The organism is Rhodococcus sp. T7 (assembly GCF_009872365.1).
Taxonomy (GTDB): domain Bacteria; phylum Actinomycetota; class Actinomycetes; order Mycobacteriales; family Mycobacteriaceae; genus Rhodococcus_F.
Genome location: NZ_WXYH01000061.1, coordinates 1 through 13676, shown reverse-complemented (window position 1 = coordinate 13676; position 13676 = coordinate 1). Strand labels below are relative to the sequence as shown.

The 13676-nt window shown below is 67.4% G+C and carries 11 protein-coding genes and 1 pseudogene; 8 read left to right on the top strand and 4 right to left on the bottom strand.

Annotated features, from left to right (window positions below; translation table 11 throughout):
- The first annotated feature begins 137 nt into the window (after positions 1-137).
- From MLGJGCBP_RS08680 to MLGJGCBP_RS08670, 3 genes are all read left to right on the top strand, one after another.
- The gene (locus tag MLGJGCBP_RS08680) at positions 138-1478 is read left to right on the top strand and encodes an MFS transporter (RefSeq protein ID WP_160094885.1); all 1341 of its coding nucleotides are present in this window, start codon (positions 138-140) and stop codon (positions 1476-1478) included.
- Between the two features lie 213 nt (positions 1479-1691).
- Entirely contained in the window at positions 1692-2510 is an 819-nt protein-coding gene (locus MLGJGCBP_RS08675) for an amino acid-binding protein (protein ID WP_160094883.1), read from the top strand.
- A 139-nt stretch (positions 2511-2649) separates the two neighbouring features.
- Positions 2650-3162 carry a helicase associated domain-containing protein gene (locus MLGJGCBP_RS08670; protein ID WP_160094881.1) on the top strand — a complete coding sequence of 171 codons (513 nt, stop codon included), beginning with the start codon at positions 2650-2652 and terminating at the stop codon, positions 3160-3162.
- A 12-nt stretch (positions 3163-3174) separates the two neighbouring features.
- On the opposite strand, the gene MLGJGCBP_RS08665 is transcribed toward MLGJGCBP_RS08670, so the two are convergent.
- Both MLGJGCBP_RS08665 and MLGJGCBP_RS08660 read right to left on the bottom strand, forming a co-directional pair.
- On the bottom strand, positions 3175-3819 hold the full coding sequence (locus tag MLGJGCBP_RS08665; RefSeq protein WP_160094879.1) for a superoxide dismutase family protein: 645 nt from the start codon (positions 3817-3819) through the stop codon (positions 3175-3177).
- Between the two features lie 84 nt (positions 3820-3903).
- Entirely contained in the window at positions 3904-5619 is a 1716-nt protein-coding gene (locus MLGJGCBP_RS08660; protein WP_160094877.1) for a PucR family transcriptional regulator, read from the bottom strand.
- A 161-nt stretch (positions 5620-5780) separates the two neighbouring features.
- Between MLGJGCBP_RS08660 and pruA the strand changes: the two genes are divergently transcribed.
- The gene (pruA, locus tag MLGJGCBP_RS08655) at positions 5781-7436 is read left to right on the top strand and encodes an L-glutamate gamma-semialdehyde dehydrogenase (RefSeq protein ID WP_160094875.1); all 1656 of its coding nucleotides are present in this window, start codon (positions 5781-5783) and stop codon (positions 7434-7436) included.
- Complete coding sequence (locus MLGJGCBP_RS08650) at positions 7436-8401, top strand: proline dehydrogenase family protein (RefSeq protein WP_160094873.1); 966 nt, start codon at positions 7436-7438, stop codon at positions 8399-8401. The genes pruA and MLGJGCBP_RS08650 overlap by 1 nt, the downstream gene beginning before the upstream one ends.
- A gap of 13 nt (positions 8402-8414) precedes the next feature.
- Here the strand turns inward: MLGJGCBP_RS08650 and MLGJGCBP_RS08645 are convergent, their stop codons facing one another.
- Positions 8415-10739: an ATP-binding protein gene (locus MLGJGCBP_RS08645; RefSeq protein ID WP_160094871.1), complete on the bottom strand. Its 2325-nt coding sequence runs from the start codon at positions 10737-10739 to the stop codon at positions 8415-8417.
- A gap of 365 nt (positions 10740-11104) precedes the next feature.
- Here MLGJGCBP_RS08645 and MLGJGCBP_RS08640 point away from each other — a divergent pair, with 365 nt between their 5' ends.
- The 3 genes from MLGJGCBP_RS08640 to MLGJGCBP_RS08630 are packed head-to-tail and all read left to right on the top strand — an operon-like array spanning position 11105 to position 13562.
- On the top strand, positions 11105-11452 hold the full coding sequence (locus MLGJGCBP_RS08640; protein ID WP_236580983.1) for a YciI family protein: 348 nt from the start codon (positions 11105-11107) through the stop codon (positions 11450-11452).
- The gene (locus tag MLGJGCBP_RS08635) at positions 11449-12690 is read left to right on the top strand and encodes an RNA polymerase sigma factor (protein WP_160094867.1); all 1242 of its coding nucleotides are present in this window, start codon (positions 11449-11451) and stop codon (positions 12688-12690) included. Before MLGJGCBP_RS08640 ends, MLGJGCBP_RS08635 begins: the two co-directional genes overlap by 4 nt.
- Entirely contained in the window at positions 12687-13562 is an 876-nt protein-coding gene (locus tag MLGJGCBP_RS08630; RefSeq protein WP_160094865.1) for a carboxymuconolactone decarboxylase family protein, read from the top strand. Before MLGJGCBP_RS08635 ends, MLGJGCBP_RS08630 begins: the two co-directional genes overlap by 4 nt.
- Before the next feature lie 9 nt (positions 13563-13571).
- On the opposite strand, the pseudogene MLGJGCBP_RS54225 reads toward MLGJGCBP_RS08630, so the two are convergent.
- Positions 13572-13676 (bottom strand): annotated as a pseudogene (locus MLGJGCBP_RS54225) (YciI family protein); the annotation flags it as partial.

Genomic DNA, 13676 nt, shown 5'->3' with positions numbered 1-13676 from the left:
ACCGACACCACATCCGACAACCGCCGATCCGAGACCGGCTTCACCCATCCACTCCGAGGCACACCTCATCATAGATGGTGAAACCACTAACTGAACGGTATTGCCCTCAAGCCCACACCCCCGATGGGATTCCTCAGATGAACCTCGACACCCCCGTCACCGCCCGATCGGGCGTCACACTGGACAACGCCACGCTCAACGGCTTTCACGCCAAACTCGCCCTCTTCTCGTCGGGCGGCCCCTTCCTCGACGGCTACATTCTCAGCATCATCGGCATCGCGATGGTGCAGATCCAGGCACAGTGGGACATGAGCGCACTGTGGGCCGGCCTCATCGGATCCTCCGCGCTCATCGGGGTCTTCCTCGGTGGCGCGGTGTTCGGTGCGGTGACCGATCGGATCGGCCGGAAGTTGATGTACACCATCGACCTGATCGTGATCATCGTCTGCTCGGTGCTGCAGTTCTTCGCTGCGGACGAGATGCAGTTGTTCATACTGCGCTTGATCATCGGCATCGCGGTCGGCGCCGACTATCCGATCGCCACCGCGCTGGTGACGGAATTCGCACCGAAGGCGTGGCGCGCCAAACTCGTCGGCGGCCTCAACGCCATGTGGTTCGTGGGCGCAACAGCGGCCGCGTTCGTCGGATACCTGCTGCTCAGCAATCCCGACGGCTGGAAGTGGATGCTGCTCTCCTCCGCAGTTCCCGCCACCCTGATCGTCGTCGCACGCACGAGCATCCCCGAATCTCCCCGGTGGCTGCTGAGCAAGGGACGGTCCGACGAGGCACTGACCGTGCTGCAAAGGACGATCGGGGCGGACGCCACTCTGGACGATCTGCCGCACGAGGAGGGAAGCACGTCCATCCGCGGATTGATGCGCGGCGGTTACCTGAAGCGGGTCGTGTTCATCTCGACCTTCTGGACGTGCACGATCGTGACGCTGTTCGCCATCTATGCTTTCGGCCCGCAGATCCTCGAACTTTTCAACCTCGGCTCCGGAAATCTCGCCCACATCGGGTACGGCCTCATCAACCTGTTCTTCCTGATCGGCAATGTCGTCGCACTGCTCCTCGTCGACCGGCTCGGGCGACGCCCGATCCTGATCTGGGGGTTCGTGCTCTCCGGTCTCGGACTGCTGTTCCTCGCAATCAAGCCGGACGCGGGGCTGTGGGTGATCGCATTCGCATTCGCCATCTATGCGCTCTTCAACGGCGGACCGTCCATCCTCGAATGGATCTACCCCAACGAACTGTTCCCCACCGAGGTGCGGGCCACCGCCGTCGGTCTCTGCACCGGGATCAGCCGGATCGGTGCGGCGATCGGCACGTTCGCCACCCCGTGGGCACTGTCCAATCTCGGACTCTCCGCAACGATGTACATCGCCGCGGGCATCGCCGGCGTGGGCGCACTCGTCAGCTTCTTCATGGCCCCGGAGACGCGGGGAACGGACCTGAGCGACGCGGCGTCACTGCGCTGAGTTCTCCCCCAACACGCCGCTGCTGCCGGGCGCCGGTCCCCGGCAGCAGCGGCGCTTCCATGTCCCCGCTCACACCGACCGCGCGATGCCTTCCGCACCACATGTCTGCTGTGCCACATCCAGCCTGCACGCCAACGTATTTCACGATCACCCGTCACACCGCCGACCGTGTGAGGAAACGGCTTCGCAATACGGCGGGGACACAGTGGGTGCATGAATGATGCCGAGAGAGAACCCGGAGTTCATGTCAACGCGTGCGAGGCGTGCGGCCGGCTTCCGCATCCCCGCCGGGTCCGTCTGGCTCTGGCGAAGCTGTGCGCCGTGTTTCCCGTCGAGCTGTTACTCCATGCCTTGGTCATTCATTTTCACACCTCCTATCTGATGACAGTCGCGGTCCTCACCGTCACCACGACCGTTTTGGTGATCTGGGTGGTCGAGCCGTCGGCGATGCGGCTCCTCGGCGGGTGGTTGCACGGTCCCGCGGACGGTAAGCACGGCCACCTCGCGACCGGACAGTCGCTCTGGCGCATCCGCGTCCGGGTGAGCGATCGCCCGGGTCAGCTGGAATCGCTGGCCCACCACCTCGCGGAGCTGGACGCGAACATCTTGACCGTGCACGTTCATCACTTGGAGGGCGGTTCACTCGACGAGTTGATCGTCGGGGCGTGCCGCGACACGTCGCCTGAGGCGCTGTCGAATGCCGTTCGCGCCGGCGGCGGTCACGGTGTCGGCGTCTGGCCGGCATCGGCGCTCGCCCTGATCGACGGCCAGACCAAGGCCTTGACGTTGGCGTCGCGGGTGGTGGCCGATCCGTCCGAACTTCCGCTGTCGATCGCGGAACTCCTCGGGGCCCAGTACGTCGATGCGCGCGTGAGCGACGTTCCCACTGCCGTGACGAGTGTCGAGATTCCGTCGGGTGATGAACAGCTCGTCTTCGTCCGGTCGGCGGACGAGCCGTTCACGCCGGCCGAGATCGCCCGGGCCCGCCGCCTCGGCGAATTGGCGCGGAAGGCACGAGAGATGGCGGTTTAGGACCGCAGGGACGGTCATTCGCACACAATTGCACCCCAACACGAGCCGACTTCCGTGACAGATCGTCAATCCGTTTGACATACTTGAACTAATGACTACCCGGACAATGTTTCACGGCTCTCACAAGGATGCGATCTCGATGCGAGATAACCAGTCCGCAGCCTCCGCCTTGCAACTCTACTGCGCCTTTCGGCATCAGCATCCGCGCAGCGTGATGCCCTTCGATTACGTCACCGACTGCGGTTTCCGACTCGGACGCTGGCAGGACCGTCAGCGCGTGGCCCGGATGCTGGGCACCCTGCCGCCGCAACGCATCCAGCAACTCGACGCGATCGGCTTCCTGTGGAGCGATGACGCTGTCCCGCTCCCGGCCGTGTCGGCGGCGGACGGCAAGCGGCGGCGAATGCTCACCGCCATCGCCGCCTACCGCGAAGAGCACGGCAACGCACTCGTTCCCGCGAACTACGTCACCGCCGACGGAGAACAGGTGGGCCAGTGGCTCTATCGAGCGGTGAAGAAGTGGCGGGCCGACGCACTGCCGGACGAAGAACGTCGCCCGCTCGTCGTGCTCGGTGTCTCCCCCGGTCCACGCCCACGAGGGCCGCGGACCTCGGCGTCGCACGTCGGAAGGCATTCCGCCGGTCGCCACTGACGGCCCGAGCCGTCAGAAGTCCTCATTGATGCAGGCCAGACGATCACCGGCCATTCCAGCCTGGCCAGGACCGGTCATGGTGTGCTGCGCGTGGAGCACTACGGAATTGGCCTCGCCTTCGCGAAACTCCCAGTCGACCGTCGTCGACGCCTGCGCATTGCCGCTCGCGTCGGTGGTGACGTCGAGCCAGATCTCGTTCTGAGGGTTCGCGTATGCGGGATCCGAAGACGGCTTTTCCGGGGTCGCCGCGGGATCCACATTGTTCTGATAGTGCGGTCCCGAATCCGAAGGCTTCGGCCCGCACGGACGCGTGTGCGCGTGCACACCGAAGTCGCGGTTCGGCGCGAGCCCGGTCGCGGTGAACGTCACCGTCGTGCGGCCGTCCTGTCCCTCGGATTCGACGTGGACGGACGAACCCACCGGGACAGCTACCTCGTCGTAGGTGAAGGCGTTGTCCTCACTCGCACCTTCCACGGGAAGTTGGAAGCCGTCGCCTGTCGTGCCCGGAAGCGGGACCGCCGCGCTGGTCGTCGTTTCGGCGGAAACCGGAGGTGTCTCGACGGTGGCATCCGTCGACGCGTCGTCGCTGCCGCACCCGGCCGCCACGAGCGCGGTCAGGGACACTCCGGCGATCAGAGTTGCTCGTCGTGTATTCATGATTTCCCGCGTACCCGCGGAGCGGACCACCGAATCCAGCTCGGCCCTTCGGGCCCGTGAGTGGTTAGCGAGTCTCGGGACTCGTCAACCACGTACAGGCGCGGAGCGCCTCCGGCGTCGGCGCAGGGTGAGTTGGAGCTCGAGGAGAAGGCGGTCGGAAGCGTCCTGGAGATCCACCCCGACGATCTCTTCGACGCGGCGGATCCGGTACCGCAGCGTGTTCGGATGCACCTGCACCGCCGCCGCGGCGCTGCGGACGTCGCCGTAGTGCGCGAGGTAGCTCTCGGCGCTCTCACTGAGGTTCGACGCGTGTGTGGTGTCGTACTCGAACAGGGCATCCAATCGTGGATCGTGGAGTTCGGGGTGCTGATCGACGAGGTCGAGGATCTCGCCTAGCAACACTGCGGTGCGTGATTCGGCGAGGGTGGTCACCCGCCCTTCCGGGAAGGTGGCGGCGGTGCCGTCGAGGACCCGATCGACCTCGGTCCGCGCGCCGGCGACGTGCCCGAGATCCGTGACAGGGACGGCGATCGCCGCGCGGAGGACGATCGACCGCTTCGTTTCGAACTGGTCGACGAGTTGCCGGGTCCAGGCGGCGACGGTGTTCGCCGACTTGTAGCGCGGCAGCAGTACATACGCACGGTCGCCGATGATGGTGACCACCGAGTCTCGGCTGAAGGAACTGGCGTGCAGGCGCAGCATGCTGCCCGATTCCGCGAAGTCGCCGATCGGCGCTGCCGCGTCCGTGGCGGTCGGAGCGAAACCGACGACGGCGGCCGGACCGGTCACCGGCAGATTCAGCGCACCGGCCACCGACGGGACGTCCACCCCGCCCCCGCGCGCACCGAACAGTCGTTGGATCAGCAGCGCCTCCGTGGACGGGGCGTTGAGGGTGCGCGAGATGATCCGTGCGGCAATCGCCGACGCACCCCGCAGCACGTCGGCCGCGTCCGGCGTCAGTGGACTGTCGCCCTGCTGCACCCAGATCGAGCCGAGCAGCCGGGACGCCCCCGCCCCTTCGGTGGTTTCCCGGATGCTGACCACCAGCCGCCTCTTCGTACCGAGTTTCGGATGCGCCGGGACGTCGATGACCTCGTCGCTCTTGCGAAGCCGGTCGAACACGCCCCACTTCTGCAGCACGCGCAGATAGTCCCGCGGTCCCTCGCGGCCGAGAATCGACAGCATCCGCAACTCGTCCGCCGACTCGTCGGACGACGAATACGCCAGCACGCGCGACTGCGCGTCCTCGATCGACACCATGCCGCCGGAGTTCTGGGCGACGATCTGGGCGAGTCCGAACAGGTCGGTGTCGGTGGCCAGCAGTTCCTGGTCTCCCAGACCGGACTGCCGCCGACGGGAACGGTCCAGCATCCGCTGCACCAGGGGGAACACGTGGTCCCACCGGGCCCTCGGATGCACGGCCACCAGCGCGACACCCGCGCGGCGCGCCGCGGTCCGAAGTGCGCGCGACTCGGTCACCGTTTTTGACATCACTGCGCGCGGTCGCTGTCCGGGTGGCCGCTGCGCGACGCGATCGAACCAGCGCACCGCCTCGGCCTTGCCGACCCCGACGTGCAGCAGCAGGTCGGGCAGAGGAGATTGCGATTCGATCTCGGCGGCCAGATCGGTGCCGTCGACGAGCGCGACCGACGCAATTACGACGTCGTCACCGGCGGGGGCCTCCACCAGTTCGACGACCGCGGTGTCGAGAGAGCGGAGAAGCTCACGCAGAGTGATGATCTCGACCTCGTCCGGTGCCTTCTCGGGGCCCGGAAATATGGGTCGATCGCGGCGACTCATGGGGATGTCTCCAGTTCGGAAATCGAAAATCGGTTTGGCCAATCGTACAACTCGACGCAAAACAATTTGTTCGACTGGCTCATCAACCAGGGGCTCTCCCGGTGTTCACTGTGACTAGTTCGTTGCGGCGGTGCTCGCCGCCACATCTCGTAGGAGGTTTCATGGACGCCGTCATCACCACTCCGCAGCCGGTCAACGAGCCGGTCGGCAGTTTCGCACCCGGCAGCCCCGAGCGGGCACGGCTGCAGGCCAAGCTCGCCGAACTCGGGTCGAACCCCACCGAGATCCACAACGTGATCGGCGGGCAGCACCGCCGCGGCAACGGCCCGACGATCGATGTGGTGCAGCCGCACCGGCACGCCGCGGTGCTGGGCACCTTCACCAACGCCGCCACCCAGGACATCCAGGACGCGGTCACCGCGGCCGCCGCCGCGGCACCGGCATGGCTGGCGCTGTCGTTCGAGGACCGCGCCGCGGTGTTCCTGCGCGCAGCCGACCTGCTGTCCGGACCGTGGCGCGAAACCCTGGCCGCCGCAACGATGCTGGGTCAGTCCAAGACCGCGTACCAGGCCGAGATCGATACCCCGTGCGAGCTGATCGACTTCTGGCGGTTCAACGTTCACTTCGCCCGGCAGATCCTCGCCGACCAGCCGATCTCCTCCCCCGGTATGTGGAACAAGGTCGAATACCGCCCCCTGGAGGGCTTCGTCTACGCCATCACCCCGTTCAACTTCACCGCCATCGCAGGCAACCTGCCCACCGCCCCCGCACTGATGGGCAACACGGTGATCTGGAAGCCCTCCGAGACGCAGGCCGTGGCCGCGTACTGGACCATGAAGCTGCTCGAGGCCGCCGGCCTGCCTCCCGGCGTGATCAACCTCGTCAACGGCCCCGGCGCCGCCGTCTCCGAAGTGGTTCTCGCCGACCGTCGCCTGGCCGGGATCCACTTCACCGGCTCGACCACGACGTTCCAGCACCTGTGGCGTCAGGTCGGCAACAACATCGCGAACTACGACTCCTACCCCCGCCTGGTCGGCGAGACCGGCGGCAAGGATTTCGTCCTCGCCCACAGCTCCGCGAACCCGGACACCCTGACCACCGCCCTGATCCGCGGCGCCTTCGACTTCCAGGGCCAGAAGTGCTCCGCCGCCTCCCGCGCGTTCGTCCCGAAGTCGGTGTGGGCGAAGATGGGCAACGACTTCATCGAGAAGGTGTCCGACCTGAAATACGGTGACGTCACCGACTTCTCGAACTTCGGCGGCGCCGTCATCGACAAGCGGGCATTCGACCGCAACGCCGACGCCCTCGCCCGCGCCAAGGCCACCCCCGGCCTGACCATCGCCGCCGGCGGCCATGTCGACGACTCCGTCGGCTACTTCGTCGACCCGACCGTCCTGCTCGGTGACGATCCCACCGACGACGCGTTCCGCACCGAATACTTCGGGCCGATCCTCGCGGTGCACGTCTACGACGATTCGGCCGCCGGATCCTTCGACACCGTGCTCGACCTGGTCGACAAGGGCTCGAAGTACGCACTGACCGGTGCGGTCATCGCCGACGACCGCACCGCCGTCGCCAAGGCCACCGAGGATCTGCGGTTCGCGGCCGGCAACTTCTACATCAACGACAAGCCCACCGGCGCCGTCGTCGGACAGCAACCGTTCGGCGGAGCCCGCGCGTCCGGCACCAACGACAAGGCCGGCTCCCCGCAGAACCTGCTGCGCTGGGCGTCCGCCCGCACCATCAAGGAAACGTTCGTCCCCGCCACCGACCACCGCTACCCGCACCAGGGCACCGACACCACCGAGGACAACTGATGGCCGTCTCCGATCTGCTCCGGCCGGCGCTGCTCGCCGCCGCCCGCTCCCCGCGCATGGAACGCACCGTCACCAGGATCCCGGTGACCCGCAACCTCGTCGACCGGTTCGTCGCCGGCGAAACCGAGGACCAGGCCGTCACCGCGTCCACCGGCATTCTCGGCTCCGGCCGCTTCATCACCATCGACTACCTCGGTGAGGACACCACCGACCTCGCGCAGGCGAACAGCACCGTCTCGCACTACTTGACGTTGCTGTCCTCGCTGGCGCAACTCGCTCCCGCCGCTGCGAACACCGCTGAGCCGCGCAACATCGAGGTCTCGCTCAAGCTGTCCGCACTCGGTCAATTCCTCCCCCGGGACGGGCACAAGGTGGCGCTCGAGAACGCGCACAAGATCTGCGCGGCCGCCGAGGAGGCCGGGGCATGGGTCACCGTCGACGCCGAGGACCACACCACCACCGACTCGACGCTGTCGATCGTGCGCGAGTTGCGGCAGGACTTCCCGTCGCTGGGCACCGTGCTGCAGGCGTACCTGAAGCGCACCGAGGCCGACTGCCGGGACCTGTCCGGGCCCGGATCACGGATCCGGCTGTGCAAGGGCGCCTACAAGGAACCGGCCTCGGTCGCCTATCAGGGCAAGGCCGCGGTCGACGAGGCATACCTGCGCTGCCTGCAGATCCTGATGAACGGGCAGGGCTACCCGATGGTCGCCTCGCACGACCCGGCCATGATCGACGCCGCACTGCAGTACGCAGAGACGGGGGGCCGCGGCGTCGACGACTTCGAACTCCAGATGCTCTACGGCATCCGGGACACCGAACAACTGCGGCTCATCGACGAGCAGCAGCATGTGCGGGTCTACTTGCCCTACGGCGAGCAGTGGTACGGCTACTTCATGCGCCGCCTCGCCGAACGACCCGCCAACCTGGCGTTCTTCCTGCGCTCACTGGCCTCGACGAAGTAGGCCGAGACTACGATTACAAATTCTCGCCCTGCCGCTGCGCGATGCTCCATGCCGCGATCTGTGCGCGGGAGGTGAAACCCAGCTTGGACAGGATGTGTTCCACATGGCCCTGCGCGGTGCGCTGCGAGATGACGAGCCTGCCCGCGATCGCCTTGTTCGTCAGGCCCTCGGCGACGAGTTCTGCGACTTGTTGTTCGCGCCGCGTGAGGCTCGTGGGTCCCGGCTCGATTGCGGTATCGGAAGGCCCGGTCTCGTCGAGGGCGTACGCTGCGGCGTCGTCGAACCGCATTTCGAGGCCCTGCCGGAATTCCGCCTCGAACGCGCGGTCACCGATCGCCAGGCGTGCCTGTTGCTCGAACCGGGCATGTTCGAGGTGTGCGCTCGGGAAAATGGCGCTCGGACTCCCCACCGTGTGAACAAGGGCCTCGGTGGCACCCATCAACCTGGCCGCGCGCCTCGAGGCCTCCTGATCCACCGCAATCCACGAGAGGAGCTCCATACATCCCAAAGCGCTGATGCGGTCGTCCACCAGCCGTGCGAGCTGCAGCCCTCGCGTGACCAGATCCTTCGCACGGGAGCCCTCGCCGCGCCGCCAGGCGCCCATCGCAGCACCCCACAGCGACCATCCGCGGTACACGGATTCGCCCCGTGACTCGGTGACCGCCAGGATCTCCCGCTGACACTCCTCACTCCGGGTGCGGTCTCCGGCCGCGTCTCCGGCCAGCACGAGACCGAGCAGCGACCACATCAGATACAGCAGGTTGCCGTCCTCCCGGAACACCGGAAGCGAGGATTCGAAGTACTCGCACGCCGCCGCGGACTCCCCGATGAACAGCGCATGCCAACCCGCGGCATCGGCCATCATCGCCTCGCCGACACGATCACCGACCTGCGCCGCCATCGCCGCTCCCCGCTCGGCATAGAGCGCCGACGCATCCGGGTCGCCATTGAGCCCGGACAGTGCACTGAGCACATACAACGCCTTGATCGGCTCCACACCGGGCGTGCCGCCGTGAACCGCCAGAAGCTGCGCGAGCCACCGCATACCCTCCCGTAACCTTCCCCGCACCCGCCAATACGGGTACAACGCCGCTGCCATTCGCAGCCCCGCACCCGCCTCACCCGGCCCGGTCAGGCAGAACTGCAGCGCCGCACGGATATTCGGCAGCTCGGCGTCGAGACGCTCCAGCCAGGCCACCTGCCGCGAACTGATCCACTCGGACTCCGCCCGGAGCACCAGCTGTTCGTACCAATCCCGGTGCCGACGCAACAGCGATGCGAACTCCCCGGTCTCCTGCAACCGTTCCGTACCGTAATCACGCAACGTCTCGAGCAGCCGAAACCGCACCACCCCGACGGCCTCTTCCCGGATCAGGATCGACTTGTCGATCAACGACCCCACCACATCGACCACCTGATCCGCCCCCCTGACGTGGCCGCAGATGCCTTCGACCGCGTCGAGCGCGAAGCCGCCCGAGAACACCGCCAACCGGCCCCACAACTCCCGCTCGGCCGGCGAACACAACTCGTGACTCCAGTCGATGCACCACGCCAAAGTCTGCTGCCGAACCGGTGCACCACGACTGCCCATTGTCAGCAGCCCGTACCGGTCCGTCAGCCGTCGCAGGATCTGATCCTCCGACATCGCCCGCAGCCGCACCGCCGCCAACTCGATCGCGAGCGGCAGACCGTCCAGTCGACGACAGATCCTCGCCACCACATCCTGATTGTTCTCGGTGACGGCGAAGCCCGGGACCACCATCGCCGCGCGTTCGGCGAACAGGCTCATCGCCTCGTAGTGGTCGATGTCCCCTCCGGCCGGGGACGGGCGGTCCAGGTCCGGCATGGTCAGGGGCGGCACCCGATACACCGCTTCTCCCCCGATGCCGAGCGGTTCCCGGCTGGTCGCGAGAACCCGAAGTTCCGGGCACGCGCGGAGCAGGGAGCCGGTGAGGTCGGCGGCCGGTTCGACAAGATGCTCACAGTTGTCCAGTACGAGCAGCAGCTTCCGGGCCGCGAGGTACTCGACGAGCAATGCCTCGGGTGCGACGCCCCCGCCCTCGCGAAGCCCCAACCCCGACAGGACCGCGTCGACGACCGCACCCGGCTCCTGCACCTCCCCCAACTCGACCAACCACACACCGTCGTCGAACGCGCGCAGGGAGTCCGCGGCGACCCGCAACGCGAGCCTGGTCTTTCCCACGCCCCCGATACCCGACAACGTCACGAGCCGCGACACCGACAGCAGCCGGCGAACCTCGACGATCTCACGGCGACGGCCGACGAAACTCGTCAGTTCGTGGGGAAGCCCCACGTTAGCCCTGCCTCCGAGCGGCATGAACCGTCACCTTCTCACGTACCCCCGCTGACCACGGTACCTCCGCCGACAGGCTGCGGTCCGGAGGTTCGCGACCACCACCGGACACGACCGGCGGAGAAGGCGGTGTGTGGTTCATTCGGTGTTGCCGTACAACGAGCTTCGAGTCCGGAGACGGCTCGCGTCCTGCCCTCGAATCCCGGACGAATTCGGCCGCAGCTCATTTCGGATCGCACACTGAACGCGGGCACGCCGATCCGATCCCCTGGGACAATGACGTAACGACGAAGAAGCGCCGTCCGCCCGGACGTGTCGAGATCCGGTCGGTCCGTTCGTCATTTCTTCGAGACATCGTGAGAGTGGTGATTGGAGGAGCTGTGCAGTACATGCTGCTGATCTACAACTGTGAGCGGCCCGAACCTGACGATCCGGAGTTTCCCGAGGCGATGGCCAGGGTGAATGCGTTCGCCGACGAGTGCCGCCGCCGCGGTGTGTTCGTCGCCGGGCATCCCCTGCAGCCCGAGCGCACGGCGACCACCGTCAGCGTCCGGGACGGCCGGACGCTGATCACCGACGGCCCCTTCGCCGAAACCCACGAGCACCTCGGCGGCGCCTACATCCTCGACTGCCCCAACCTGGACGAGGCCCTCGAACTGGCCGCGCTGTGCCCGATGGCGGAGCAGGGTTCGATCGAGGTGCGGCCGATCGTCGGGGTGGCGGCGAACGGCGAATGAACTCGGCGGCAGTCCTCCAGCAGGTCTACCGCGAGCACCGAACCCTGATGCTCGCGGCCCTGATCCGCGCGCTCGGCGACTTCGAACTCGCCGAGGACGCACTGCAGGACGCGTGCACGCTCGCGCTGCGTAAATGGGGTGACACGGTGCCGGACGACCCGGTGGCGTGGTTGCTGACCGCGGGCCGCAACAGTGCCGTCGACCGACTACGGCGGGCTCGGGTCGGGCGGGACAAACTCGCGCAGCTGAGTGCGCAGCCCGAGGCGGTGACGACGATGACGACCTTCGGCGAGAACAGTCTGCTCGACACGGGCGACGAGCGACTGAGCTTGATCTTCACGTGCTGCCACCCCGCCCTGGCGGAGGACGCGCGGGTCGCGCTCACTCTGCAGGCCGTGGCGGGGCTGACCGCCGGGCAGATCGCCCGGATGTTCCTGCTCGGCGAACCGACACTGGCGCAACGCCTGGTGCGCGCGAAACGGAAGATCCGCGACGCCGGCATCAGCCTCGACGTCCCGGCCGACCATCTGCTGCCCGAACGGCTCGCCGGCGTTCTCGCGGTGGTGTACCTGATCTTCACTCACGGTTACACGGCCGCCCTCGATCAGCCCGAACACCGCACACTGTGCGAGGAGGCGATCCGGCTCGCGAAGCTCGTCGCGACTCTCATGCCCGACGAGCCCGAAGCGGCCGGTCTGGTCGCGTTGTTGCTGCTGCACGACTCGCGCAGCACCGCCCGCTACAGCCCGTCCGGTGACGTGGTGCTGCTGGCGGACCAGGACCGTGCCCGCTGGGATCGCGCCGAGATCGTCGAGGCAGCGGGGCTGCTGGATCGGGCGCTGCGCCTGGGGAGACCGGGCCAGTACCAGTTGCAGGCCGCGATCGCCGCTCTACACGCTCAGGCCGCGTCGGCCGATCAGACGGATTGGCGCGGCATCGCTGCCCTCTACGCCCAACTGCTCGCGGTGGCCCCGTCTCCGGTGGTGGCGCTCAATCACGCAGTCGCCGTGGGCATGGCCACCACCCCGGACGCGGGTCTGGCGCTGATCGACCGGATCGACGGCCTCGACAATTACCACCTGCTGCACGCGGCCCGCGCAGATTTCCTGCGCCGCCTCGGCCGCACCGACGAGGCGGCGACCGCGTACCGGAATGCACACCGACTCGCCACCAACCCGGCCGACCGACGATTCCTCGCCGGCCGGCTTTACGACCTCGACACCCAGGAGTCCCGATGAGACTGACCGTTCTCGACCACGGCCACCGCCGCCGCGCCACACTCTTTCTCGCGCTCACCTCGACGATGTCGCGCGTGGACAGTCCCGACATCGTGAAGATGCTGCTGTACCGGCCGGGTTTCCTCACGCGCCCGCTGCTCGACCTCACCGCCGATGCGATGCGCGGGCCGTCGTACTGGACCGCCGGGGAACGCGAATACCTCGCGATGTGCACCGCCCAGCTGTACCGATGCCCGTTCTGTATCGACACGCACGCCGAGCTCACCCGCATCGCCGGCCGGGGCGAGATCGACCCGGCCGATCCCGCCTCGGCACGGCCCCCATTGCGCGCCGTCCGCGAGTTCCTCGAGCAACTCACCCGGACACCGGACCGCGTCGACGCCACCGGGGTCGCCAACCTGCCCGAATCCGCAGTCCTGGACGCACTGCGCGTCAACCTGGTGTGGAACATCGTCAACCGCCTGGCCAACGCGTTCGGGTTCACCCTCCGCGAGGGCCAACTGCGCAGCGGCACCCGGGCCTTGCACCGGTTCGGGTACCGCTTCCCGGGTTTCCTGCTCGCCGACGGGAAGACCACGGACCACGGTGACGTCGCAGCCGATCTGCGGCACGCGGTGCTGGACGCACCTGCCACCACCGACCCGTCCCTGCGCGCCGCCGCCGCGGCGGGCGGCCCACTGCCCGAACCCTGGCAGTCCTACGTCACCGCCGTCCGCGACGCGTCGTACACGATCACCGACACCGACATCGCCCGCCTCACCGCCGCGGGACACACCGAAGATCAGATCTTCGAGATCACCGTCGCGGCAGCGGTCGGCGCGGCGCTCCGCAGCTTCGACGCCGGCCGGAACGCGCTCGGTCTCGAAGCCTGATCCGGACTGTCAGTCCGTGATCGTGGGCGGCTCGGTCAGGAACGGGCGCAGCTCGAGCCATTCGTGGATCGGTTTCCCGCCGGCGCCCGGCGCCGCGGACAGCTCGCCGGCGAG

Coding starts and splice junctions, on each gene's coding strand:
- MLGJGCBP_RS08680 (WP_160094885.1), top strand. CDS start 138: ATGAACCTCGACACCCCCGTCACCGCCCGATCGGGCGTCACACTGGAC.
- MLGJGCBP_RS08675 (WP_160094883.1), top strand. CDS start 1,692: ATGAATGATGCCGAGAGAGAACCCGGAGTTCATGTCAACGCGTGCGAG.
- MLGJGCBP_RS08670 (WP_160094881.1), top strand. CDS start 2,650: ATGCGAGATAACCAGTCCGCAGCCTCCGCCTTGCAACTCTACTGCGCC.
- MLGJGCBP_RS08665 (WP_160094879.1), bottom strand. CDS start 3,819: ATGAATACACGACGAGCAACTCTGATCGCCGGAGTGTCCCTGACCGCG.
- MLGJGCBP_RS08660 (WP_160094877.1), bottom strand. CDS start 5,619: ATGAGTCGCCGCGATCGACCCATATTTCCGGGCCCCGAGAAGGCACCG.
- pruA (WP_160094875.1), top strand. CDS start 5,781: ATGGACGCCGTCATCACCACTCCGCAGCCGGTCAACGAGCCGGTCGGC.
- MLGJGCBP_RS08650 (WP_160094873.1), top strand. CDS start 7,436: ATGGCCGTCTCCGATCTGCTCCGGCCGGCGCTGCTCGCCGCCGCCCGC.
- MLGJGCBP_RS08645 (WP_160094871.1), bottom strand. CDS start 10,739: ATGCCGCTCGGAGGCAGGGCTAACGTGGGGCTTCCCCACGAACTGACG.
- MLGJGCBP_RS08640 (WP_236580983.1), top strand. CDS start 11,105: ATGCTGCTGATCTACAACTGTGAGCGGCCCGAACCTGACGATCCGGAG.
- MLGJGCBP_RS08635 (WP_160094867.1), top strand. CDS start 11,449: ATGAACTCGGCGGCAGTCCTCCAGCAGGTCTACCGCGAGCACCGAACC.
- MLGJGCBP_RS08630 (WP_160094865.1), top strand. CDS start 12,687: ATGAGACTGACCGTTCTCGACCACGGCCACCGCCGCCGCGCCACACTC.